Origin of the sequence: Lentibacillus sp. CBA3610 (assembly GCF_013373365.1) — a bacterium.
In the GTDB taxonomy this organism is placed as follows: domain Bacteria; phylum Bacillota; class Bacilli; order Bacillales; family Amphibacillaceae; genus Lentibacillus.
The window spans coordinates 1,997,587-2,022,591 of the sequence record NZ_CP035925.1 but is presented as its reverse complement, the minus strand read 5'-3'; the positions used below and the strand labels follow the sequence as shown (position 1 = coordinate 2,022,591).

The following is a 25,005-nucleotide window of genomic DNA, read 5'->3' as shown; positions in this document are numbered from 1 at the left end:
CACATGCATAAATGGAGGAGAAAAATGGAGTACGAAAATTTAACGCTGCACACGGACAAATACCAGATCAATATGATGTATGCCCATTGGAAAAATAACTCCCATAATCGAAAAGCCGTTTTTGACGCATATATCCGGAAGAATCCCTTTAAAAATGGCTATACGGTTTTTGCCGGGCTTGAGCGGATTGTTCATTACATCAACAACCTGCACTTTACGGAAGAGGATATCACTTACTTAAGACAGCAGGAAGAAAATTATGAAGAAGAATTTCTGGACGAGTTAAGGCGATTTGCTTTTACTGGAAATATACATGCCATGAATGAAGGGGAAATTGTTTTTCCGAATGAACCCATCATCCGTGTTGAAGCGCGTATTTTCGAAGCTCAGCTAATTGAAACAGCCATTCTGAATTTCATGAATTACCAGAGCCTGATTGCAACAAAGGCAAGCCGTATTAAACAGGTTGCCAATAGTGATACGCTGGTGGAATTCGGCTCACGACGGGCACAGGAGGCAGATGCTGCTGTTTGGGGTGCTCGTGCCGCTTACATTGCCGGTTTTCACGCAACATCCAACATGCGTGCCGGTAAGCTTTTTAATATTCCGTCGAAGGGGACTCATGCCCACTCCTGGATTCAGGATCACGACACAGAAGAAGAGGCATTCAGGAATTTTGCCAAGGCCTTACCCGATCAGACAACACTTTTGGTTGACACTTACGATACGCTCAAATCAGGGATTCCTAATGCCATCAAAACCGGAAAAATGCTCGAATCCCAAGGTAAAAAATTAAATGCTATCCGTCTTGACAGCGGTGACTTAGCCCGACTGTCGATTGAAGGCCGGCAAATGCTTGATGAAGCAGGTTTGGATTACGTGGGGATTATGGACATCAAATGATCTTGACGAAGAGGTCATCATGCATCTAAAACTGCAAGGAGCCAAAATAACATCATGGGGTGTCGGAACGAAATTGATTACCGGTGCCAGAAAGCCATCACTCGGCGGGGTGTACAAGCTCACGGCCAGGGAAGATTCGGAAGATGGAATGCTTCCGGTCATTAAGCTGTCCGATGATATAGCTAAAGTCACCACGCCCGGACTGAAAAGAGTATACAGAATCATTAACCGTAAAACGAATAAATCAGAAGGTGATTATGTTGCATTCGAACATGAGACAGTGGACGACAAGCCACTGAAAATGTTCGACCCGTTTTTCCCGCAAAAATTCAAATATGTGAGTGACTATGAAGCCTATGAACTGCTGCAGCCCATTTTTATTAATGGCGAACAGGTTTATCATTTGCCGACACTTGAAGCGATTCACGACTATCATGAAAAACAGCTCACCTTTATTTGGCATGAAACACTGCGGCTGCTTAACCCGCAGACGTATTTTGTTGATTTGAGCTATGATTTGTGGAAGATGAAACAGGATTTGATTGAAGAGCGGTCAATGGGGTAGTGTGCTTAAATGATCCGACTTGTGTCAAATCAATAACGGTGACAACATTAAACAGGATTTGTTACACGCGCAGTATCCAGCTATAGAATGTGGATACTGTGTTTTTTAAAAAGGCTGTTTTCTTAAAACTAGTTGCTTAGTTGATACAACTGCGACACAGTGAAAAATGTGAGTTCAATGACATCGCTCCGGAAATACGCTCCGCTTTCCGCGGGCGGCTGGTGAGCCTCCTCGCGCTGGCGCACTGCGGGGTCTCACCTATGCCTATCCTCCCGCTGGAGTCTCCGCGTATTTCCTCCGCTGATATTGATGTTCTGCATATTGGATGTTTTAAACCACGAAAAAGTTAACGGGGTTTCTCTCACTTGGACAGAACACAACACAAAGCTGCGGAAAAATGCGAGACTCCTGCGGGAAAGGAACAGTCTGAAGACCCCGCAGCGAGCGGTCTTTGCGAGCGAGGAGGCTGAAGCGTTCCCCGCGGAAAGCGAGTATTTTTCCGCAGCGACGAACCAACACTCAGTCCAGGTAGACTGCAAGGAAGACTTTCCAGTAGTTATGTCGCAGTTCATGGGTTTTGCGGCAATGAGAAAAGATCTTTAAAAACACTACGGCAATCTAATGTAAGTAATTTATACGAAAGAAGATATGGAGAAGCGGATGGAAAACCATTCATGAAGGAGGTCCTCATATGAATTTGCCAACAGGTATATTGCCAGCCATCAAAACGATGAAGGATTTCGAAAAGGTTTTGGACTCTGATCATCAGACCATTGTTTTCCTGGAAACCCGCCTTGCTCAGTTAAAAAGTTTAATCAAGTATTCAAGACAGGCTGATAAGCAAATCCTGGTACACTTCGATTTAATTCAGGGACTGAAAGCTGATGAGTATGGGATGGAATATATCATTCGACATATAAAACCGGATGGCATTATTTCTACCAGGGGCAATATTATTAAGCTTGCCAAAAAACATGATCTGCTTGCGATTCAACGCATGTTTCTATTGGATAGTATGGCGGTTGACCATAATTTAAAGCTGATCGATCGTTTTCAGCCGGATTGTATTGAACTGCTCCCCGGGCTTATTCCGGATATTATTGAGCATATTCACAGTCAGACAAAAATCCCCGTTATAGCAGGAGGCCTGGTCAGGAATAAAGAAGAAGTTTCTTCGGCTTTAGATGCCGGAGCAGTCGCGGTTTCAACATCGAACACAGAGTTATGGGATATTTAATAATATAATTAATTCTTGAATTTTTCTGTTATAGGAACTATAATATATTAAAATGATAGCGCTTACAATACAGGAAATTAAGTAATTGATGTGTGTTGCGCAGGCGGAAAATTACATACATGGATTTCCGAATTCATCCAATTATCAATAGAATATACAAGGAGGAGATTTACTTGACAACAGATGCAGGTGGTATTCATGAAGTGATTAAAAACAGTAAGCTCGTTTATCCGGATCAAACGAAAGAACAATCGACGTCGTTGGGAAGTCAGACAGCTTTCAAATCATTGTTAAGGAAGTCACAGGAAGATCCGGCAGCCTTTTGGAGTGAGGTTGCACAAGAATTACACTGGTTTGAGCCATGGCAGGAAACGGTAAGTGGTAGTTTGCCGGATTTTTCGTTTTTTAAAGGTGGCATCAGTAATGCTTGTTATAACCTGTTAGACCGGCATATTGAAAATGGTGCCGGCAACCGAACGGCACTCATCTGGGAAGGTGAAGACGGGGAGACACGATTTTATACTTATCGTATGCTGCTGGCTGAAGTGAATCGATTTGCCAATATCCTCAAGTCACAGGGCGTCAACAAAGGTGATCCAGTTGCACTCTATCTTCCTAATCTTGCCGAATCGTTTATTGCGATCCTGGCTTGTTTTCGTTTGGGCGCTGTTTACAGCACCATATTCTCCGGGTTTTCCGAACAGTCTCTTAAAGATCGTTTGGAAAGCTTTGAACCGAAAGTAATTGTCACGGCTGATGCTGGTATTCGACGGGGAAAAGTACTCCCATTAAAAGAAAAAGTCGACCAGGTTATCAATGAAATCCCTGCTGTTAATGGTGTGATTGTCGTTGATCGCCTGGAGACCAAACCACCCATACAAAAAGGGAGAGACATATGGTGGCACGAGGAACGGAAGAAAGTGAGTATCCACTGCGAACCTGCCTGTGTTGAGGCGAATGAACCGGGAATTGTGTTTTATACAAGCGGCACGACAGGTAAACCAAAGGGTGTCGTTCATTCAGCTATAGCGTTTGTTGTGCAAAATTATATTTATGCAAAATATCATATGGCTCATCAGCCTGACGATGTCTTCTGGTGCACGGCAGATGTCGGCTGGTTGACGATGCACATATGGGGTGTTGCCGGTTCATTGGCGAATGGTGTGACAACCGTTGTCTATGAAGGCGCCCCTGATTACCCGGAAAAGGATCGTTTTTATCAAATCATTGAAAAATATCGCATCAATAAATTATTTACAGCACCAACGGCTTTAAGGATGCTTCGAAGTCTTGGAGAAAGGGCACTTGAGAAGTACGACCTTTCCTGCCTCGAAGTTGTGTCACTGGTCGGTGAACCGTTTGATCCGGAAACATGGCATTGGACGCGTGATGTTTTAGGTGAAAAACGAATTTGTGTGAACAATACGTGGGGGCAGACAGAAACAGCAGGGTGTCCTTTATCAGGAGCAGCGTGGTTATCACCGATGAAACCTGGATCGGCTGGTATCCAATTTTTAGGTATTGATGCGGACATTGTGGATGATGATGGCAACCCGGTTTCCAGGGGTACATTAGGGAACTTGATCATACGCAAGCCGTTTCCAATGTTATGCCGCACGCTTTGGAAAGAACCTGAACGTTATTACCAAAAATACTTCAGCCAGGTGGAAGGCGCTTATTTTGCCAGTGACATTGCCTTGGAAGACGAAGATGGCTATTTCTGGGTTGTTGGCCGTTCGGATGATGCCTTTAATGTTTCAGGGCATCGCCTGAGTACGATGGAGATGGAAAATGCCATTTTGGAAAGTGATGCCGTATCTGAAACAGCGGTTATCGGTATTCCGGATAAAATTAAAGGTGAAGTGCCGGTTGTATTTGCGACGTTGGGAGAGAATCAGCAGCTGCAGCAGATGATCTGCGGGAGCAAATTGAGGCAACGGGTTCGTGGATAGCATCGGTCAATTTGCCCGACCGCAATTCGTTTGGTTTGTCGAGGCTATGCCAAAAACGGTGAGTGGAAAGATTATGCGGCGGTTGCTGAAAGAGATGTATCCGATGGCAGGTGTAACCAGTGATGTTACCGGGCTTGAGAATCCTGATGGTATTTGAGGCAAATTCAGACACTGTTGGCAAACTCCCATCAGTCTAAGCGCAGGTTGCTTATTGTATCCTAGACATTAGTGATTGGAATATAATCAACGATATCCTGCTTGTCGAGAGCTTTCCAGCATGATTGATTATATTTTTCATAGATTATAGGTGCTTAGACATGTACACATTAAATTTAAAGGAAGTTGTGGTTGGTATGGGTGGTAACAAAGCGGTAGTCTATGTCAGTCCCGGCGAGGTAGATGTACAGGATACAAGTTATCCGGAATTGATTTTGCGGGATGGTCCGGGGGTCAACCCACTGAATGTCGGCAGAAAATGTAACCATGGTGTCATTCTGAAAGTCGTTACAACAAACATTTGCGGCAGTGATCAGCATATGGTCAGAGGCAGGACAACGGCACCGAGCGGATTGGTATTGGGTCATGAAATTACGGGGGAAGTTGTTGAAACAGGCAGTGATGTCGAATTTATTAAAAAAGGTGATTTGGTATCAGTCCCGTTTAACATTGCATGCGGCAGGTGTCCAAGCTGCAGGAGACAGGATACACATATTTGTGAAAATGTGAATCCTGATCGTCCGGGGTCAGCGTATGGATACGTAGACATGGGCGGCTGGGTTGGTGGCCAGTCTGAATATGTGATGGTGCCATATGCAGATTTTCAGTTGCTGAAATTTCCTGATAAAGATCAGGCAATGGATAAATTCTTGATTTAACGATGCTTTCGGATATTTCCAACCGGATATCCATGGTGCAGTAAGTGCAGGCGTTAAAACAGGTTCACGGTTTATGTCGCTGGTGCCGGGCCGGTAGGATTAGCAGCAGCTCATTCTGCTCAGCTCCTGGGGGCATCAGTTGTTATTGTCGGTGACATGATTGAAGAACGTTTAGCACAGGCAAGAAGTTTCGGATGTGAAACAGTTAATTTACGCGACCATGATGATCTTGGTGAACAGCTTGAACAAATTTTAGGAATTCCTGAGGTCGATTGTGCCATCGATGCGGTCGGCTTTGAGGCGAGCGGTCATGGTGAAGGCGCCGGTGAAGCACCTGCTGCTGTTTTGAACTCGATTATGGGAGCAACACGAGCGGGAGGACGATTAGGGATTCCTGGACTGTATGTAACAGGGGATCCAGGTGCAGAAGATAAAGATTGCGCAAGAGGGCACGCTGAAATTCGCTTTGGCTTGGGTTTTGCTAAAGCGCATACGTTTGTGACAGGACAAACGCCTGTTATGAAATACATCGTGATTTGATGAAGGCGATTTTAGTGGAGAGCTAATATTGCCAAGGCTGTCAATGCCACGTTAATCTCACTTGATGAGGCTCCTGAAGGCTATAAACAATTTGATGGCGGGGCATCAAAGAAATTTGTCATTGACCCGCACGGATTGGTGCGAAACTAAATAATTTCTACAAATAAAAAAATGTAAACAACTGTTGACAGCGTTTACATTTTGGGGTAGAATTGTTTCCAACAAGTTAAGAACGTGGTGGAGACATGGAGACCCACGCTGCAATAGTACTTTCCCGGGTAAAAGTATATCTATTGCGGTGTGGGTCTTTTTTAGCGACCATCATTACTTGTTTGCAAGGTTGATATTGCAGTTAAAGGAGTGTTAAATATGTCCGAGTTTTTAGCTGAAATAATTGGGACGATGGTTCTGATTATTTTAGGTGGTGGTGTGGTTGGCGGAGTTGTTCTGAAAAAATCAAAGGCAGAAGGTACCGGATGGGTATTGATCACGATTGGCTGGGGTCTTGGTGTTACAATGGGGGTATACGCGGCCGGCCTGGTCACAGATGCACATATTAATCCCGCTGTAACATTGGGATTCGCCGCTGCAGGTGAGTTTCCATGGCCGAAAGTTCCGATGTATATAAGTGCTCAATTGATTGGTGCTTTTATTGGTGCTGTTATAGTGTTCTTTAATTATTTGCCGCACTGGAAAGAAACAACGGATAAAGTAGCAAAACGGGATGTGTTTTCAACGACACCAGCCATTCGAAGTCCTTTTTCCAATCTGGTCAGTGAAATGATTGGCACATTTGTTCTCTTGTTCGGGCTTATGTTTATCGGTGCGAATGAATTTTCTGAAGGCTTGAATCCATTGATTGTCGGTCTGTTGATTGTTGCGATCGGAATGTCATTAGGTGGTGCGACTGGTTATGCGATTAACCCGGCACGTGACCTCGGTCCGAGAATTGCCCATGCTTTGCTGCCGATTCCGGGAAAAGGCGGATCTGATTGGGCCTACGCCTGGATCCCGGTTGCCGGTCCGATTTTAGGCGGGATTTATGGAGCGGTGTTTTACAATGCCATGTTTTTAGGTGAGTACTCGGTGGTATTTTGGGTAGTAAGTGCAATAGTAGCCATTATTTTAATTGGAGCGGCAAATGCAGAGTTAAGAAAAGGAAGAACAGTAGCAGATGAAGTAGAGGAAAATATTGTATAGAACATAACTGTTTAAGGGAGGATAACACGATGAGTGAAACATTTATTTTATCATTAGACCAAGGTACAACAAGTTCACGGGCAATTTTGTTCAATCATAGCGGGGAAATAGTCGAAACAGCCCAAAAAGAGTTTGAACAATTTTTCCAGCATCCGGGCTGGGTCGAACATGATGCAAACGAAATTTGGACATCTGTCCTGTCCTGTATCTCGGAGGTCTTGCGTAAGGCGGATGTGGACCCTTCACAAATAGCGGGAATTGGTATCACCAATCAGCGTGAAACAACGGTAATTTGGGATAAAAATACCGGTAAGCCAATTTACAAGGCAGTTGTTTGGCAGTCCCGCCAGACAGATGGCATCTGCAAAGAATTAGCTGAACAGGGTTATCAGAATATCATTCGAAATAAAACGGGGTTATTAATTGATGCTTATTTCTCCGGTACGAAAGTCAAGTGGATTCTTGACAACGTTGAGGGAGCCCGGGAAAAAGCCGAAAATGATGAATTGTTATTTGGTACAATGGATACATGGATTGTTTACAAGCTTTCCGGCGGCAAAACACATATTACTGATTATTCCAATGCCTCCAGAACATTGATGTTCAACATCTATGATCTTAAGTGGGATGATGAGCTGCTTGATATTTTAGGCGTTCCAAAGAGCATGCTTCCGGAAGTTCGGGAGTCTTCTGAAGTTTACGCTCACACTGTAGATTATCATTTCTTCGGTCAAGAAGTTCCGATTGCCGGTATTGCCGGTGACCAGCAGGCTGCTTTGTTCGGTCAGGCCTGTTTTGAAAAAGGCATGGTGAAAAACACATACGGTACCGGTAACTTCATGCTGATGAACACAGGAGAAGAAGGCGTCCAATCTGACCATGGCTTGCTTACGACATTGGCATGGGGCGTCGATGGTAAAGTCGAGTACGCTTTGGAGGGCAGTATTTTTGTGTCAGGCTCGGCCATTCAGTGGCTTCGGGATGGGCTGAAAATTATTGATGATTCACCGCAAAGTGAGGAGTATGCCACAAGGGTTGACTCGACAGACGGTGTATACATGGTGCCGGCCTTTGTCGGACTGGGAACACCGTACTGGGACAGTGATGCACGCGGGGCGTTCTTCGGTATCACGCGCGGGACAACCAGAGAGCATATGATCCGTGCGACGCTTGAGTCCCTGGCATATCAATCCAAAGATGTTCTGGATGCAATGATAGAGGATTCGGGAATTGATTTGAAAACATTGCGTGTTGATGGCGGTGCCGTTAAAAATGACTTTTTAATGCAATTCCAGAGTGATATGGCTGGTGTACCGGTTGAACGGCCTGTCATTCAGGAAACAACCGCTTTAGGTTCAGCATACCTCGCTGGGTTAGCAGTCGGTTACTGGAAAGATAAAGATGAAATTGCTCGTCAATGGCAGAATGAACGCACATTTAACGGCAATATGGAAGAAGAAAAGCGTGATGAACTTTATGCCGGGTGGAAGAAGGCTGTCGAAGCAGCAAGAACGTTTAAATAGTCATTTGTTAGGGGAGATCACTATTACAAAGGGTATGGTTGATCTCTCTTCCGTTCGTTAGATAAATGATTTAATGGAGGAAGCAGTATGAAAAAAATTTTGAATGATCCGAATCAGGTTTTACAGGATATGACAGAAGGTTTGGCTGCCGCTTATCCTAATGAATTGAAACAGCTGTCCGGGACAACAGTGATTGCAAAAAAGGATGCTCCAATAGCGAATAAGGTGGGGATCGTCAGTGGCGGTGGGAGTGGTCACGAACCCGCTCATGCCGGATATGTAGGTAAAGGGATGCTGGATGCGGCTGTTGCCGGCGAAGTTTTCACGTCCCCGGCACCTGACCAGGTGTTTGAAGCCATTAAGGCTGCTGATAGTGGTTCCGGTGTACTTTTGGTTATCAAAAACTATACGGGCGATGTGCTTAATTTTGAAATGGCACAGGAACTTGCTGAAGCAGAAGGCATTACCGTGGACAAAGTGATCGTGAAAGATGATGTAGCTGCAGGGGACCAGCCTTCAAGAAGAGGGATTGCAGGAACCATATTTGTTCATAAAATAGCCGGGGCAAAAGCTGAAAAAGGCAGGTCATTGGAAGAAGTGAAAGCAGCTGCTGAAAAAACGATTCAAAACGTCCGCTCCATGGGAATGGCGTTGAGCCCATGCACAGTGCCTGCTGCAGGGGAACCGAGTTTTCAGCTGGATGAAAATGAAATGGAAATCGGGATCGGCATTCACGGTGAATCAGGTATCGAACGAAAAGAGATAGCAACTGCTAATGACATCGCAAATGAACTTACCGAAAAAGTGCTTAACGATTTTGATTTCACCGGTGAAGCAGCAGTGATGGTAAATGGTTTAGGGTCTACCCCGGAGATGGAACTTTATATTGTTAACAAAAAGGTACAGGCAATACTGGCGGAAAAAGGGATTAATGTTTATAAAACATTTGTCGGCGAGTATATGACATCTTTGGAAATGGCAGGTTGTTCCGTTACCTTATTAAAACTCGATGATGAATTAAAAACACTGCTCGATGAACCATCACATGCACCAGCTTTTCGCATCTGAGAAAGGGGTTTTAACATGGAATTAAATGCACAAGATGTTGTTGCATGGATTGAAATATCAAATGAATACATTCAAGCGAATAAAGAATATCTCACGACCCTTGACCAGAAGATCGGCGATGGCGACCATGGCATTAATATGGCCCGCGGATTTCAGGAAGCAGCTGCCAAAATAGCAGAACAGAATTATACAAGCGGTTCGGATGTATTAAAAGATACAGCCATGACCCTCATGTCCAAGATTGGCGGTGCATCAGGCCCGTTATTCGGGACTGCATTTTTGAAATTGTCAACCGCGGTTAAAGGACATGACCCGCTTGATCATGAAACGTTCACAAACGGGTTGGAAGAAGCTGTCAACGGTATCAAACAACGAGGGAAAGCAACAGAAGGTGAAAAAACACTTGTTGATGTATGGTCGCAGATGGTGGATCACTTCAAACAAGAAGCGGATTTCAATGCCGATAAAATTGCAGAAGAAGCGAAAGCAGCGATGGAACGGACGACGGATATGACGGCAACGAAAGGTCGAGCAGCCTATTTTAAGGAACGGTCAGTCGGCCATGTTGATCCAGGTTCTGCGTCATCGTACTATATTTTTCAGGCACTGGCAGACGTCATTAAAAAGGAGGGCATAAACCATGGCCTATGTTGGTATCGTGCTCATTTCCCACAGTCCTAAAATAGTTGATGGAACAAAAGATATGATCCGTCAAGTTATCAAAGACGTCCCGATTGAAACGGCCGGCGGAACGGATGAAAATGCTGTCGGTACAAGTATTGAAAAGATACAGCAAGCGATCGATCGTGCCAATAATGGTCAAGGTGTATTAGTGTTCTATGATATTGGCAGTGCACAAATGAATGCGGAAATGGCCGCAGAGATGACAGAAGCCGTTGATGTCAGGATTATGGAAGCGCCATTGGTGGAAGGAGCGTATGTAGCGGCTGTTGAATCCGGCATGGCTAAAAATATAAAAGAAGTTGCTGATGCTGTAACGAAAGCGTTCAGCTAAGGCTTAATGACGATATGTGCAAATGATTATACACAGTTCGTGATAGTATGCTATGATAGAATCAAGTTAATAATTGTGCCGGAGAAATGGAGAAACCGCAAAAGAACTGATGAAGTCTTTTTCATTAGTCTATTTTGCGGTTTCTTTTTTTCGGGAATACATGTAACAACCTAGTAGCTATTTTAAATAGTTGATTGATCGAGACGACAAGGAGTGAGTAAATATGTCAATCTTTTCAAGTCACCAGCGGGATGATATTTTCCGGCAAATTGAGCAGGAACCACTGGATTTGCTCGTCATCGGCGGCGGGATCACCGGTGCGGGTATTTCACTTGATGCGGTTACACGCGGGCTGAAGACAGCTGTGGTGGAAATGCAGGATTTTGCTGCCGGGACATCCAGCCGGTCCACAAAATTAGTCCACGGCGGGCTTCGTTACTTGCAGCAATTCGAGGTTAAAATGGTTGCTGAAGTTGGTCAGGAACGGGCAATCGTCTATGAGAACGGCCCCCATGTCACAACGCCGGAGTGGATGATGCTGCCATTTTATAAAGGTGGTACATTTGGGCCGTTCACGACAAATATTGGTCTGCGTGCTTACGATTTTCTGGCAGGCGTTAAAAAAGGAGAACGACGGAAAATGCTAAGCCCGCAAGAAGCACTCAATAAAGAACCGCTCATTAAAAATGATGAGCTGAAAGGTGCCGGCTATTATGTTGAATACAAAACAGATGACGCCCGGCTGACGATCGAGGTCCTGAAAAAAGCGGTTGAAAAAGGTGCTCATGCCTTGAATTATGCAAAGGCCGTTGATTTTATTTATGATGATGGCAAAATCATTGGCGTTGTTGTGGAAGACCAAATCACAGGTGGCCGTCATAATGTATATGCCAAGAAAATCGTCAATGCGGGCGGTCCTTGGGTTGATGATCTTCGGGAAATAGACGGATCCAAACAAGGAAAATCACTTCATCTGACAAAAGGCGTTCATCTTGTGTTTCCGAAAAAACGCTTTCCGCTGCAGCAAGCAATTTACTTTGATTCACCGGACGGGCGGATGATTTTTGCCATCCCACGGAATAAGAAAACGTATGTTGGAACGACGGATACAAGCTACAAAGGCGATATTGTGAATCCGCAAATGACGGTAGATGATCGGGATTATTTACTGGATGCAATCAATTACATGTTTCCATCACTTGATATGACAAAAGATGATGTTGATTCAAGCTATGCCGGATTGAGGCCGCTAATTGCTGAAGAAGACAAAGACGATTCTGATGAAATCTCCAGGAAAGATGAAATATTCATTTCAAATTCAGGACTGATATCGATGGCCGGCGGGAAACTGACCGGCTACCGCAAAATGGCTGAAAATGCAGTTGATACAATTGTAAAGCAGATAAAAGAAGAGGATGGCATTTTGTATTCTGAATCGGAAACGGAACATTTACCGATTTCCGGCGGAGAGGTTGGCGGTTCAAAAGGATTTGAACGATTCAAGGAACAAAAAATGATAAAGGCGGCTAATTTAGGCATTGACGAAGAAACCGTCATTTTTCTCATCCAAAAATACGGTGCGAATGTTGACCGGATTTTTGAACTGTATCAGCATGAAAGTTCACGTGCTCATGAAGCCGGTATCGAACTGATTGTGTTTGCGGAACTGTTATACGCACTTGAGTATGAAATGACGTACAAACCGGTTGACTTCTTTGTACGCCGGACTGGGGCGCTATTTTTTGATATTGAATTTGTCAAAACCCATAAAGATAACGTTATTGATTATATGAGCAAAACATTGCAATGGAGCGGCGATCAGAAACAAAGCTACACCGATGAACTGGAGCAATTACTGCATGAAGCTGTCAACCCGGTTGAGTGATAGGGGAAACTGGGGGAAAACTAAAATGTTTAATGCGTTTTGGTTGGAAATTATTTGAAAAAATCGCTGTAGATTATTATACAGAAGTTCTGGAGAGTTCTTAAGACAGGAATGAGCATGATTTTTCTGCCCTCAAATCCCGTTTGTGTACTGCCAGCTGTGCTGCGAGTCTCAGCACGGCCTCCAGCCCCCCAAAAGGATGCTGTGCTGGTATTTAGTGAAAACGCAGGCAGGAAACACTTGTTCAAATGGCGGTTAAACTGGATGTCCAAACAAATGCAACCTCTGAACTGATCAAGTTGTTCGATATGAGCACGAACGAAAATCGAAGCGAATTAAAATTGAATCAGGAAAAAGCAGTTCGGAGGGGTAGCCAAAACGAACTGCTTTTTCTTTTTTTATTCTATATTATTCGTAAGACAACTATGATATACTTTGTTCGATGAGATTCGACAATAAAGGGGATGACTGTATGCAGCAATCAGAAAACGATATACACGGGTATAAGGAGAATATTATCCCCTTTATTCCGGACGGTGATTTTTATTTTACAAAAGGTGTTGAAGCCTTCCAGAAACAAAAATTCGATGTTGCGATAAAATGGCTGCGCAAGGCGATTGAAGCGGCGCCGAAAAATCCTTTATACCAATGTCAGATGTCGATTGTCTACACGGAGGTTGGGGCTTATCAGGCTGCGAGTCAGCTGTTGAATGACGTGCTTCAGTCCACAAATGACGCCTATACAGATTGTTATTATTTGCTGGCAAACAATTATGCACATTTAGGGCAGTTGAATGAGGCGAAAAAATATGCAGAAATCTACCTTGATAAAGCTGCTGATGGGGATTTCCGCGAAGATGCTGAACATCTGCTGGATTTAATGAATAGTGATGAAGAAAATGATGAATGGGAATTTGACGAAGAAGATGAATTGCTTGTCTATCAGGAAACGATTTTTCAGCATATGGAAAAAGAAGAGTGGGAAAAAGCAGTCCCATTACTTGAAGAAATGATGTCTTTGTATCCTGAGCACAAATTGATCAAGCATGATTATACGCATGCTCTGTTTTTTTCCGGCTACACCGATGATGCCATCAGAATGGAGCTTGATGCACTCGCTGAAGAGCCTAATTCACTGCACTGTCACAACAACCTGGCAATATTTTACTATGAAACAGGAAGAAGAAAGGAATACCAAACGCATATAAAGGCATTACTAAATGTATACCCGATTCATGAACAGCAAAAGTTGCGTACAGCCATTACACTAGCACGGACTGGTGTATATGATCATGCTTATTCGCGATTTAAACGACTGACCGGGCAACAGCTGAAAAACCATTTATCCTATTATAAGTGGTACAGTATTACAGCATACCAGCTTGGTGAATCTTCCAAGGCGCTTTTATTATGGAAAGAAGGGTGCAAAAGACATCCTGAACTTGCAAATCAGGAAGGGCCATGGCGGACGCGGTAAATGCTCAGCGACTCAGATGAGCATAAAATTAGACTAAACGGCAAACTTTTTATACGATGAAGTTGGCTCAGGTGATAATAGTGAAAGAAAGGGCTGATAATATGGCCGATGAACGTATGTATGATGTGATTATTGCTGGTGCCGGACCAGCCGGTATGACTGCGGCAGTTTATGCGTCACGTGCAAACCTTGACACATTGATGATAGAACGCGGTATCCCGGGCGGCCAGGTGGCTAACACAGAGGACGTGGAAAACTATCCTGGCTATGAACACATTTTGGGTCCGGATTTATCAAATAAAATGTTTGAACATGCCAAAAAATTTGGTGCTGAATATGCTTATGGCGATATTAAAGAAATCGAGGATCACGGGGATTACAAAACCATTAACGCTGGTAAGAAGCAATATAATACACGCGTGCTGATTATTGCAACAGGCGCCCAATATAAGAAACTTGGCATTCCGGGCGAAGATGAATTCGGCGGACGCGGTGTATCTTATTGTGCCGTATGTGATGGGGCTTTCTTTAAGGAGAAAAATCTTTTCGTCATCGGCGGCGGGGATTCTGCTGTAGAAGAGGGAATGTACCTTACCCGTTTTGCTGATAAAGTAACGATCGTACACCGCCGTGATAAGCTTCGCGCCCAAAAAATTCTGCAGGATCGCGCATTTGACAATGATAAAATTGAATTTATCTGGAATACAGAAGCCGAAACGATAAAAGGTCCGGATGGCAAGGTCAGTGCAGTACGCCTGCACAACAATAAAACCGGAGAAGAATACGACCATCCGATTGACGGTGTGTTTATCTATATTGGCATGCTGCCGTTAAATGAACCGTTCAAATCACTTGGGATCACGAATGAAGAAGGTTATATACCAACAAATGAAAACATGGAAACTCAGATCCCGGGTATTTTTGCTGCAGGCGACATCCGTGAAAAATCACTCCGACAAATTGTGACAGCAACCGGAGACGGAAGTATTGCTGCCGAAACTGCACAAAAATATATTGAAGATTTGCATGAAGAGTTAAAAGCGGCACAATCCTGATTTGCCAATTGTAAATTCCGATTAATCAGAAAGTAATTACTTTTTAAAGCTGTTGTAACACGCACGAAACATTTATGGGGTACAATAGAGTTAACTAATTGACCCCCTTTTAATAATAAATTAGTTCTTTGCAGGTGATTCGCTCACCTGTATTTTTTTGTGCTTTTTGAAAAGACTGTGTTCTCAAATCGACGTAGAGAGAATAGTTGAGAGAAGTGACACCGCTCCGGAAATACGCGGGTGCCCCGTGAGCCCCTCGGGCATTCGGTGTGCTCGTCATGTTGCAGGTGTATTCGGTGAAGCAGCACTCCTCGTAACTCGCAGCGTACTCGGTGGATGTATCGCTCGTCCCTGTGGGGTCTCACGCTGGTCACTTTTCCCGCAGGAGTCTCCGCGTATTTCCTCCGCTGGTTTGTGTCTCACTTTGGGTACAACCTAGCTTTTTAACCATTAAAACAAGCAACTCAAATAAAAATCTTACTTTTTGTTGCTTGGTTAATCCTCTCTTGAGAGTGTTGATTGGAGTGGAGGCCAGTCGACTCCTGCGGGAACAGCACGTGTCTGAAGACCCCGCAGCGGCGGTTTTCCGCGAGGAGGCTGAAGCCGTGCCCGCGGAAAGCGACTGGCCGGAACGTAAATCAACACAGCACTTATGTCGCAGTTTACATCGATCACTAGGCTAAAAAACAACAAAAGCTTACGAAAAGAGTCTTAAATGCATTAAATACCTGCAGAATCATATGGTTGTTGGTTTTATCATGTTGGGTGTATAATGGAAATAGTGATTGTCTTCTTTTAAAAGAAACAAGTGAATAGGAATGCAGCATGTTACGTTGCATATTATTATATAACGATAAAGTTTATCTCGTTTGCAGCTTGCAGACCGAAAGAACCTGGTCGCCCTCTGGTTAAAGTGTCACTTTATCGTGATGGTTATGGACAGGATGGATGATGTTCACATTGAAGAGGAGAAATGTATCATGTCAAACAGTGAACAGGAAACAAAACTGGTTGTTATAACGGGAATGTCAGGAGCTGGAAAAACAGTCGCCGTTCAAAGCTTTGAGGATCTCGGGTATTATTGTGTTGATAATTTGCCGCCTGCATTACTGCCAAAATTTTTAGAGCTGATGAAAGATTCACGGAATAATATACAGAATGTTGCCCTCGTGATGGATTTGCGCGGCCGTGAGTTTTTCGATTCGCTATTTGAATCGTTGGATATATTAGGAGAAGAAGTGTGGCTGAACGAACATATTCTTTTCCTGGATGCTAAAGATGAATCCCTTGTGACAAGATATAAAGAAACACGACGTACGCATCCCCTGGCATCAGAAGGTTTGCCGCTGGATGGCATCAAACAGGAACGGAAAATTCTGGATGAATTACGAGGCAGGGCACAGCGCATTATCGATACGACCAATTTAAAGCCTAAAGAATTGCGAGAAAAAATCCTGAAAGCTTATACAGAGGATAAACAGGACATCTTTTCTGTTCACATGGTTTCGTTCGGTTACAAATATGGGATTCCGATTGATGCGGATTTACTTTTTGATGTGCGATTTTTGCCAAACCCGCATTATGTCCCGCATATGCAGCCGTTGACCGGTCTGAATTCGGAAGTGTCTTCATATGTCTTCAAATGGTCTGATACTCAGAAATTCAATGATAAAGTCCTGGAATTGCTGCAGTTTATGCTTCCTCAATATAAGAAAGAGGGAAAATCGCAGCTGGTTGTAGGAATCGGGTGTACAGGTGGACAGCATCGCTCTGTAGCGATTGCTGAGTATTTTGCCAAACAGCTTTCGGCCAATTACATTACCCATGTCAGCCACCGTGACATTGATAAAAGAAAGGGTCATTAATATGGATAACGGACAAAAACCGAATGTTGTTGTCATTGGTGGTGGTACAGGAATGCCGGTGCTTTTACGCGGGCTGAAAGATTTGCCGATCGATTTAACCGCGCTTGTGACCGTTGCGGATGATGGAGGAAGTACAGGACAGCTGAGGAACCAAATGTCAATACCTGCTCCCGGTGATATACGAAATGTGATTGCTGCCTTATCGGATGCTGAGCCGATGCTTCTCGAATTATTTCAGCACCGTTTTGCAGTTGGCAATGGTTTGTCAGGTCACTCAATGGGTAATTTGCTGTTGGCGGCCATGACATCTGTTACCGGGAATTTTTTTACGGGTATCCAGGAAATATCTCGCGTATTAAATGTGAAAGGCGAAATCTATCCTATTTCGAATGATAGCATGTCACTGCATGCGAAAATGGATGATGGAACCGTTGTATCAGGGGAATCCAACATTCCGCTCGCCGGCAAAAAAATTGAACGTGTGTATTTAAGTCCGCAGCCGGTTCAGCCACTTCCGGATGCTGTAGAAGCTATAAAAAATGCAGATTTAGTGGTCGTCGCACCCGGCAGTTTATATACGAGCATTTTACCAAACCTGATTATTCCACAAATTGACGTGGCACTCGGGGAAACAAAGGCTAATGTTGTTTATGTCTGTAACGTCATGACACAGGAAGGGGAAACAACAGGTTATACGGCTGCCGATCACGTACAGGCGATTCGCGGCCATATCGGTCCGGATTGTATCAACTCGATTGTTGTCCATAACGAACCGATTCACAAACGGGTTCGTGAAGTGTATGCAGAAGAGAATGCTGCTCCGGTTATTTATGATACCGAACGATTACTTGATATGGGACTTGAGATTATCGAAAGCGATATAATCGATCCATCGCGAACAACATTACGACATGATACACAAAAGGTTGCAAAATTACTTTATTCAATGATTGATAATGCACCGGGATAACTGCATGTGACCACTGAGCGGGGAGGTGTCGGGATGTCATTTGCATCGGAAATTAAAAAAGAATTGACAGGAATCGAGCCGGATTCTTGCTGTCAAAGTGCTGAACTGGCTGCCCTTATTCGAATGAATGGGGTTGTGTCCATGTCCGGGAATAGGTATACACTGGATGTACAAACAGAAAATGCTGCTATCGCACGCCGCATATATATTTTAGTCAAGTCATTATATGATTTTTCAGTCGAGTTGCTTGTCCGAAAAAAAATGAAACTGAAGAAAAATAATGTCTATATTGTCCGGCTGAAGAAAGGTGTACAGGAATTACTGGCTGAACTGGGCATTGTAGAGGATCCTTATACGTTTATCAGAACAATACCGGAAAAATATCTGGAAAAGGATTGCTGTAAACGCTCATATTTAAGAGGGACTTTTTTGGCCGGCGGATCCATTAACAACCCTGAAACATCATCATACCATTTGGAGATTTTCAATTCGTATCAGGAACATAATGCTTCTTTGTGTGAACTGATGAACGAATATGATTTGAAGGCAAGAAAACTCGAGCGCAAAACAGGGTATATTACTTACTTGAAAGAAGCAGAAAAAATAACCGATTTTTTAAATATTATTGGCGCTCACAATGCCTTATTCAAATTTGAAGATGTCAGGATTGTCCGTGACATGCGCAATTCAGTGAACCGCCTTGTCAATTGTGAAACAGCTAACTTGAATAAAACGATTGGTGCAGCATTTCGTCAGATTGAGAACATTAATTTGATATCCGAAACGGTCGGACTTGATGCACTTCCGGAGAAATTAAGGGAAATAGCTGTATTGCGTGTCCAGCATCAGGATATTTCGTTAAAGGAATTGGGAGAACTTGTATCAAGCGGTAAGATTTCCAAATCAGGTGTGAACCACCGCTTGAAAAAAATTGACGACTTCGCTGAAAAACTTCGTGAGGACGGCGTCATTCCTAAAACTGAATAACAGTTAATTTTGTTCATGTTGTATGATATACTATCTGTATTTAAATCAAATTTGCCAAACATGGTAACCGAAGCAGGTATAAAATTTTATAGCTGGCTTTCAGCGGGTAGGAAAAGCACAGCACTTTCCTATCTGCATAAGCGCAGTCAGAAGTTTTCGTTATCTGAGTTTGGGATAAGACTTTTTTTGACAAATGAGTGAAAACGATTTCAATTGGGAGGATGAGATTTTTGGTGGAACAATCGGTGAAAGTTGAGCTTGAATCAGGTCTGCAGTCAAGACCGGCAGCAGAGTTTGTCAAAGAAGCAAATGGGTTTACGGCTCATTTGTTTCTTGAAAAGGATGGTAAACGTGTCAACGCAAAAAGCATTATGGGGTTAATGAGCCTGGCAATTACGCCAGGTGAGACGATTAAATTAATTGCAGATGGTTCCGATGAAGAAACGGCACTTAATGCATTGATAACGTTTGTTACGAAATAATTGGCTTTTTGTAAGTGCTCCAAGGCTGTAAGATGTTATACGGCTTTGGAGTTTTTTGTTGGGGGTGAGGAAAGAACGTATCACTAAAGGTGAAATTTTGAGGAAAGGCAGCAACATAATAAAAAAAGGCTGCACCAAATTTGATGCAGCCCTTATGACTTACTCAATACTACTTATTTTTTTCTTTGTCAGTATTTCTTTCAAGGATTTTATCAATCAATCCGTATTCAACAGATTTTTCAGCGGACATGAAGTTATCACGGTCAGTGTCGCGATCAATAACTTCCTGAGGCTGTCCAGTCCGGTCAGCTAAGATTTTGTTAATTTTCTCACGCATTTCAATAATTCTTTTTGCGTGAATTTCGATATCGGTTGCCTGTCCCTGGGTTCCGCCTAATGGCTGGTGAATCATGACTTCACTGTTTGGAAGTGCATAACGTTTGCCTTTTTCACCCGCTGCCAGCAGGAAAGCTCCCATCGATGCTGCCATACCAGTGCAAATGGTGGACACATTGGGTTTAATGAATTGCATGGTATCATAAATGGCCATTCCGGCTGTAATGGAACCACCCGGTGAGTTGATGTACAACGAAATATCCTTATCAGGGTCTTCCGCCTCAAGGAAAAGAAGCTGCGCAACAATTGAGTTGGCTACGTTGTCATCAATGCCACTTCCAAGCATAATAATACGGTCTTTCAATAAACGTGAATAAATATCATATGCGCGTTCTCCACGGTTTGTCTGTTCAATGACTGTTGGTATTAAATTCATATGTTTTCATCCTCCTTATTTCAATTCAAATTCATCCACTACCATTGGATATTTTAATCATAACTAATAGGTCAAAAAAGGTCAAATATAAAAGTTTGGTTCCAGTATGTATGCACTTATATCATCATACCCTGAATCGGATTATGATAAAACCCATTTACTGAAAATTGTTATGAACCCCTTTGATGAACGGTACAGGATATAAAGTAAAACTTCAATTCAGTTGAGGTTTTAGTGCGAAGAGAGAGGAGTTATCACGTTTGTAAAGAATCGAGATCAAGCCGGAAAAACACGAGAGAGAAGGTTTCACGTTCGGAAGGAAACGAAATCGATAAGGAAAAGCACGAGAGGGAAGTTGTCACGTGCGCAAGGAAACGAAATTGACCAGGAAAAGCACGAGAGGGAAGTTGTCACGTGCGCAAGGAAACGAAATCGATAAGGAAAAGCACGAGAGGGAAGTTGTCACGTGCGCAAGGAAACGAAATTGACCAGGAAAAGCACGAGAGGGAAGTTGTCACGTACGCAAGGAAACGAAATCGATCAGGAAAAGGCCGAGAGAGAAGCTGTCACGTGCGGAAGAAATCGAAATAGATCAGTGAAAGTCCGAGAGAGAAGCAGTCATGTTAGGAAGGTGTCTTTGTCGCCCTGTTACAGGGGATAAAATACATTTTACGGTTAATTTAATCTTGCATTATCACGTTATTCATTATAATATGTTAATTACAATATTGAGATATTTTTTACTTTATTAAATAATCATAATTTTAGTCACATTAATATAAAAAGGGGGGATAGAGTTGCCAAAAGAAACACTTTTGGAATTGAAAGATTTACATACGCATTTTTTTACAGATAACGGAGAAATTCCAGCAGTAAACGGCGTTAGTTTCTCTTTAGATAAAGGTGAAATTGTTGGCATTGTTGGCGAGTCCGGTTGTGGTAAAAGTGTAACCTCGCTATCTGTTATGCAGCTGGTACCAAATCCGCCCGGAAAAATTGTCGGCGGTGCTATTAATTTTAAGGATGAAAATATTGTGAACGCTGCTCAGAAACGTATGAAGCAAATCCGCGGCAATGAGATTGGTATGATTTTTCAGGAACCTATGACATCACTGAATCCGCTTTTTACGATTGGTAATCAGCTCATTGAGGCGATACGGTTTCACAGAAAAATAAGTAAAAAAGAAGCCAGACAAGAGTCCGTTGATTTATTAAAACTTGTTGGTATTCCCCGAGCGGAAGGGGTGATTGATGAATATCCGCATCAATTATCAGGCGGTATGCGGCAGAGAGTCATGATTGCTATGGCTATGTCGTGTGACCCTGACATCCTGATTGCAGACGAGCCAACGACTGCATTGGATGTCACCATACAGGCACAAATTCTTGATATCATGCGCGATCTGAATAGAGAAAGAGATACGGCTATATTATTGATTACACATGATTTGGGGGTGGTAGCAGAACTGTGTGAAAGAGTAATTGTTATGTACGCCGGGGAGGTCGTCGAGGAAGGAAGTGTACGGGAGATTTTAAAAGATCCGCAGCACCCATATACAAAAGGACTGATTCGCTCACTTCCAACATTGCACGGTGACGATCAGAAGCTATATTCAATCCCGGGTACGGTGCCAAAACCAGGCATGAAAAAGGCCGGCTGTCAATTTGCCCCGCGTTGCGAATTCGCCTTTGACCGTTGTTTTAAAGAGGAACCTGAACTTTATGAACTGGGGAAGAGTCGAACCAGTCGCTGTTTCTTATATGACAAAAAGGAAGGGGATGCAGCAAAACATGCAGAATCCACTTTTGGAAGTTAACGGTCTAAAAAAATATTTTCCAGTTAAAGGGGGCGTTTTCGGACGAAAAGTAGGAGAGGTAAAAGCGGTAGACGATGTTTCCTTTTCAGTCCTGGAAGGAGAAATTCTTGGACTTGTCGGGGAGTCCGGCTGCGGGAAGTCCACGACAGGAAAAGCGATTCTTCGTTTGAGTGAACCAACAGAAGGTGAAATCAAGTTTCAGGATCAGGAGATAACCAAGCTAAGCGGGGAAGAAATGCGGAAATTGCGGCGTAATATGCAAATTATTTTTCAGGACCCGTATGCATCGCTTAATCCAAGACATACCGTCGAAAAAATTATCGGAGAACCACTGTTGGTCCATGGGATGACGTCTGCTGATGAACGAAAACAACGTGTAAGAGAGTTACTGGAGGTCGTTGGGCTTAATGCTTATCATGCCTCTCGTTATCCGCATCAATTCAGCGGTGGACAAAGACAGCGTATTGGTATTGCACGGGCCCTGGCCAATAATCCTAAATTAATTATTTGTGATGAACCGGTTTCATCTCTGGATGTTTCAGTACAAGCGCAGATTCTGAACCTGATGAATGAACTGCGGTATCGATTTAATTTGACATACGTTTTTATTGCTCACGATCTAAGTGTTGTCAAACATATAAGCGACAGGGTTGGTGTTATGTATCTTGGACGTATGGCTGAATTGGCTAGCAAAGATGAACTTTATGATAATCCAAAACATCCCTATACTCAGGCATTACTGTCAGCCGTACCGGATCCGGACCCGGATTATGAGCGGGACAGAATTATTTTAAAAGGTGATGTTCCAAGTCCATCAGATCCGCCATCGGGATGTGCATTTCATACAAGATGCCCTTTCGCGATGGATATATGCAGTCAAGTGAGACCCGAATTTCGGGAAGTTGAAAACAATCATTATGTTGCCTGTCATCTATATAATGATGCTGTGCCATCATAATCGACTAGTTAATCCGTCAGAAAGCATTGTTAAGAAAAGGGGGAAGCGGTATCAGTTACCATGGGCATGGCGGATACCGGGATTTTAAAAAATTAAACAGGGGGCTGAAAGTATGAAGTTCAGATTTTGGACATTGATGGTTTTATTGCTGGTGTTTACGCTATTATTCGCGGCATGCAGCGGTGATGAAGAAACGGATGCAACCGGAGAAAGTGAAGGGGATAGCGGGGACAGTACTGAAGCTGACAGCGGCAGTGATGGTGAAGACGTCCTCGTATTTGCGCGTGGTGGTGACTCTGAAAGCCTTGACCCGGGAAGCACGACAGATGGGGAGTCTTCCAGGGTAACAAAACAGGTCCTTGAAAGCTTGCTGGACTTTGATAAGGAATCATTTGATATTGTCCCCGGTCTGGCGCACGACTGGGAAGTATCGGATGACGGGCTGAATTATACATTTTATCTGGAAGAAGGCGTCACGTTTCATGATGGCACCGACTTCAACGCAGAAGCAGTGAAAACAAACTTTGAACGCTGGGCAGATCCGGATCATGAATATGCATTTGAGGAAGAAGGTTATGTGTATTCCATGTACGGAACAATGTTTGGCGGTTACCAGGGTGACGAAGGTCATGTCATCGACGAAATAAATGTGGTAAATGATCATGAAATCGAGTTTGTACTAAAACAGCCTTTAGGTTATTTCCTGCAAAACATGGCCATGACTTACTTTCCGATAACGTCTCCTGCAGCACTTGAGGAATACGGGCCGGAAATTAATGAAAACCCGGTTGGAACCGGTCCATTTAAATTTGAAAGCTGGTCGAAAGATGATTCGATTGTTCTTAGTAAATTTGAAGATTATCGAATAGAAGATCAGCCCAAAGTTGACGAGGTTGTATTCGAGGTCATCCCTGATAACGCGGCCCGTCTAATCGCCCTGCAATCCGGTGAAATTGATATTATGGATGGTCTGAATCCTGATGATGCCGCAACTGTGGAAGCTGAGCAAGGACTGGACTTGTATACACGAGCTGAAAATAATGTTGGGTATGTTGGGATGAATACGCAGAAGGAGCCACTGGATCAGGTAGAGGTTCGTCAAGCCATAAACCATGCTATTGATCGTGATGCGATTGCTGAAGCGATGTATGCAGGTTATGCCAATCCGGCGAAAAACCTGTTGCCTCCGAGCTATATGGGCTATAACGATGATGTTGAACCATATGAGTACGATCCTGAAAGAGCACAAGAGCTATTAGCTGAAGCGGGCTACGAAGATGGTATGGAAATCGAACTATGGACAATGCCTGTTGCAAGACCATATATGCCTGATCCGGAAACCGTTGCTGAGATTGTCCAGAATAACCTGGCGGAAGTCGGTATCAACGTTTCCATTGTTCGTGAAGAATGGGCACCGTATTTGGAAAAAACACTTGAAGGTGAGCAGGAATTGTTCATGCTCGGCTGGTCCGGTACAAACGGCGATCCGGATTACTTCCTGAGCAGTTTGCTTCACGGTGATAATGTAGGCAGCAGTAACCGTACGTTCTATGAAAATGAAGATGTTGACGAATTGCTGAACAATGCTAAACGGTCAATTGATCAGGATGAGCGTGCAGCGTTTTATCAAGAGGCACAAGCCCTTATCCATGAGGAAGCGCCAATGGTAAACCTGGTGCACTCCACGCCGGTTATGGCGACAGCAAGCTACGTTAACAATTATGTACCACACCCTTCAACAAGTGAGTCACTTGCAGAAGTGGAATTGGAAAATTAAAGGACGACAGGGTAGTAGTTATCGCCTACTACCCTGTTTCATCCAAATGATCAATCGAATTCTATTAAAAAAACACAGCTGA

At 43.5% G+C, this 25,005-nt stretch carries 19 protein-coding genes and 2 pseudogenes; 20 read left to right on the top strand and 1 reads right to left on the bottom strand.

The annotated features are described in order from the left end of the window. Positions 1–24 precede the first annotated feature (24 nt). From Len3610_RS10195 to Len3610_RS10120, 17 genes and pseudogenes are all read left to right on the top strand, one after another. Positions 25–1,468 (top strand): annotated as a pseudogene (locus Len3610_RS10195) (nicotinate phosphoribosyltransferase). A gap of 691 nt (positions 1,469–2,159) precedes the next feature. After that, positions 2,160–2,705, top strand: coding sequence for a glycerol-3-phosphate responsive antiterminator (locus tag Len3610_RS10190; RefSeq protein WP_176447849.1), 546 nt, complete (start codon positions 2,160–2,162; stop codon positions 2,703–2,705). 173 nt (positions 2,706–2,878) lie between these two features. Next, positions 2,879–4,657, top strand: a complete 1,779-nt coding sequence (locus Len3610_RS10185; protein WP_255259551.1) for an acetate--CoA ligase — start codon at positions 2,879–2,881, stop codon at positions 4,655–4,657. Then, positions 4,650–4,814: a hypothetical protein gene (locus Len3610_RS20895; RefSeq protein ID WP_255259550.1), complete on the top strand. Its 165-nt coding sequence runs from the start codon at positions 4,650–4,652 to the stop codon at positions 4,812–4,814. The genes Len3610_RS10185 and Len3610_RS20895 overlap by 8 nt, the downstream gene beginning before the upstream one ends. Positions 4,815–5,010: 196 nt before the next feature. After that, positions 5,011–6,222, top strand: a pseudogene (fdhA, locus tag Len3610_RS10180) (formaldehyde dehydrogenase, glutathione-independent). Between the two features lie 219 nt (positions 6,223–6,441). Then, positions 6,442–7,272: an MIP/aquaporin family protein gene (locus tag Len3610_RS10175; RefSeq protein WP_176447848.1), complete on the top strand. Its 831-nt coding sequence runs from the start codon at positions 6,442–6,444 to the stop codon at positions 7,270–7,272. A gap of 29 nt (positions 7,273–7,301) precedes the next feature. Beyond that, on the top strand, positions 7,302–8,795 hold the full coding sequence (gene glpK, locus Len3610_RS10170; protein ID WP_176447847.1) for a glycerol kinase GlpK: 1,494 nt from the start codon (positions 7,302–7,304) through the stop codon (positions 8,793–8,795). An 87-nt stretch (positions 8,796–8,882) separates the two neighbouring features. After that, a complete protein-coding gene (gene dhaK, locus Len3610_RS10165) occupies positions 8,883–9,863 on the top strand; it encodes a dihydroxyacetone kinase subunit DhaK (RefSeq protein ID WP_176447846.1) in 981 nt (326 codons plus the stop codon). Positions 9,864–9,878: 15 nt separating this feature from the next. Next, positions 9,879–10,544, top strand: coding sequence for a dihydroxyacetone kinase subunit DhaL (gene dhaL / locus Len3610_RS10160; RefSeq protein WP_176447845.1), 666 nt, complete (start codon positions 9,879–9,881; stop codon positions 10,542–10,544). Beyond that, the gene (gene dhaM, locus Len3610_RS10155; RefSeq protein WP_176447844.1) at positions 10,504–10,878 is read left to right on the top strand and encodes a dihydroxyacetone kinase phosphoryl donor subunit DhaM; all 375 of its coding nucleotides are present in this window, start codon (positions 10,504–10,506) and stop codon (positions 10,876–10,878) included. The genes dhaL and dhaM overlap by 41 nt, the downstream gene beginning before the upstream one ends. Positions 10,879–11,101: 223 nt before the next feature. Then, positions 11,102–12,763, top strand: a complete 1,662-nt coding sequence (locus Len3610_RS10150) for a glycerol-3-phosphate dehydrogenase/oxidase (protein ID WP_176447843.1) — start codon at positions 11,102–11,104, stop codon at positions 12,761–12,763. Between the two features lie 472 nt (positions 12,764–13,235). Beyond that, positions 13,236–14,240 (top strand): tetratricopeptide repeat protein, encoded by a 1,005-nt coding sequence (locus Len3610_RS10145; protein WP_176447842.1) that lies wholly within the window; start codon positions 13,236–13,238, stop codon positions 14,238–14,240. 80 nt (positions 14,241–14,320) lie between these two features. Beyond that, positions 14,321–15,295, top strand: coding sequence for a thioredoxin-disulfide reductase (gene trxB / locus Len3610_RS10140; RefSeq protein WP_255259867.1), 975 nt, complete (start codon positions 14,321–14,323; stop codon positions 15,293–15,295). Between the two features lie 980 nt (positions 15,296–16,275). Further along, the gene (gene rapZ, locus Len3610_RS10135) at positions 16,276–17,160 is read left to right on the top strand and encodes an RNase adapter RapZ (protein ID WP_176447840.1); all 885 of its coding nucleotides are present in this window, start codon (positions 16,276–16,278) and stop codon (positions 17,158–17,160) included. Position 17,161: 1 nt separating this feature from the next. Beyond that, on the top strand, positions 17,162–18,130 hold the full coding sequence (gene yvcK, locus Len3610_RS10130) for a gluconeogenesis factor YvcK family protein (RefSeq protein ID WP_176447839.1): 969 nt from the start codon (positions 17,162–17,164) through the stop codon (positions 18,128–18,130). A 33-nt stretch (positions 18,131–18,163) separates the two neighbouring features. Then, positions 18,164–19,117 carry a DNA-binding protein WhiA gene (whiA, locus tag Len3610_RS10125; RefSeq protein WP_176447838.1) on the top strand — a complete coding sequence of 318 codons (954 nt, stop codon included), beginning with the start codon at positions 18,164–18,166 and terminating at the stop codon, positions 19,115–19,117. A gap of 230 nt (positions 19,118–19,347) precedes the next feature. Continuing rightward, complete coding sequence (locus Len3610_RS10120; RefSeq protein ID WP_176447837.1) at positions 19,348–19,599, top strand: HPr family phosphocarrier protein; 252 nt, start codon at positions 19,348–19,350, stop codon at positions 19,597–19,599. Positions 19,600–19,768: 169 nt separating this feature from the next. Here Len3610_RS10120 and clpP read toward each other — a convergent pair whose 3' ends face one another. Continuing rightward, positions 19,769–20,371 (bottom strand): ATP-dependent Clp endopeptidase proteolytic subunit ClpP, encoded by a 603-nt coding sequence (gene clpP / locus Len3610_RS10115; protein WP_176447836.1) that lies wholly within the window; start codon positions 20,369–20,371, stop codon positions 19,769–19,771. Between the two features lie 797 nt (positions 20,372–21,168). Here clpP and Len3610_RS10110 point away from each other — a divergent pair. The 3 genes from Len3610_RS10110 to Len3610_RS10100 all read left to right on the top strand — a co-directional run bounded on the left by Len3610_RS10110 (position 21,169) and on the right by Len3610_RS10100 (position 24,923). Next, a complete protein-coding gene (locus Len3610_RS10110) occupies positions 21,169–22,188 on the top strand; it encodes an ABC transporter ATP-binding protein (RefSeq protein WP_176447835.1) in 1,020 nt (339 codons plus the stop codon). Next, on the top strand, positions 22,163–23,146 hold the full coding sequence (locus Len3610_RS10105) for an ABC transporter ATP-binding protein (protein ID WP_176447834.1): 984 nt from the start codon (positions 22,163–22,165) through the stop codon (positions 23,144–23,146). The genes Len3610_RS10110 and Len3610_RS10105 overlap by 26 nt, the downstream gene beginning before the upstream one ends. Before the next feature lie 112 nt (positions 23,147–23,258). Next, entirely contained in the window at positions 23,259–24,923 is a 1,665-nt protein-coding gene (locus tag Len3610_RS10100; RefSeq protein ID WP_176447833.1) for an ABC transporter substrate-binding protein, read from the top strand. Positions 24,924–25,005 lie beyond the last annotated feature (82 nt).

Bases quoted from the DNA above. Each gene is read 5' to 3' on its own strand.
- Len3610_RS10190 (WP_176447849.1), top strand. From the start codon at position 2,160: ATGAATTTGCCAACAGGTATATTGCCAGCCATCAAAACGATGAAGGAT.
- Len3610_RS10175 (WP_176447848.1), top strand. From the start codon at position 6,442: ATGTCCGAGTTTTTAGCTGAAATAATTGGGACGATGGTTCTGATTATT.
- glpK (WP_176447847.1), top strand. From the start codon at position 7,302: ATGAGTGAAACATTTATTTTATCATTAGACCAAGGTACAACAAGTTCA.
- dhaK (WP_176447846.1), top strand. From the start codon at position 8,883: ATGAAAAAAATTTTGAATGATCCGAATCAGGTTTTACAGGATATGACA.
- dhaL (WP_176447845.1), top strand. From the start codon at position 9,879: ATGGAATTAAATGCACAAGATGTTGTTGCATGGATTGAAATATCAAAT.
- dhaM (WP_176447844.1), top strand. From the start codon at position 10,504: ATGGCCTATGTTGGTATCGTGCTCATTTCCCACAGTCCTAAAATAGTT.
- Len3610_RS10150 (WP_176447843.1), top strand. From the start codon at position 11,102: ATGTCAATCTTTTCAAGTCACCAGCGGGATGATATTTTCCGGCAAATT.
- Len3610_RS10145 (WP_176447842.1), top strand. From the start codon at position 13,236: ATGCAGCAATCAGAAAACGATATACACGGGTATAAGGAGAATATTATC.
- rapZ (WP_176447840.1), top strand. From the start codon at position 16,276: ATGTCAAACAGTGAACAGGAAACAAAACTGGTTGTTATAACGGGAATG.
- yvcK (WP_176447839.1), top strand. From the start codon at position 17,162: ATGGATAACGGACAAAAACCGAATGTTGTTGTCATTGGTGGTGGTACA.
- whiA (WP_176447838.1), top strand. From the start codon at position 18,164: ATGTCATTTGCATCGGAAATTAAAAAAGAATTGACAGGAATCGAGCCG.
- clpP (WP_176447836.1), bottom strand. From the start codon at position 20,371: ATGAATTTAATACCAACAGTCATTGAACAGACAAACCGTGGAGAACGC.
- Len3610_RS10105 (WP_176447834.1), top strand. From the start codon at position 22,163: ATGCAGAATCCACTTTTGGAAGTTAACGGTCTAAAAAAATATTTTCCA.
- Len3610_RS10100 (WP_176447833.1), top strand. From the start codon at position 23,259: ATGAAGTTCAGATTTTGGACATTGATGGTTTTATTGCTGGTGTTTACG.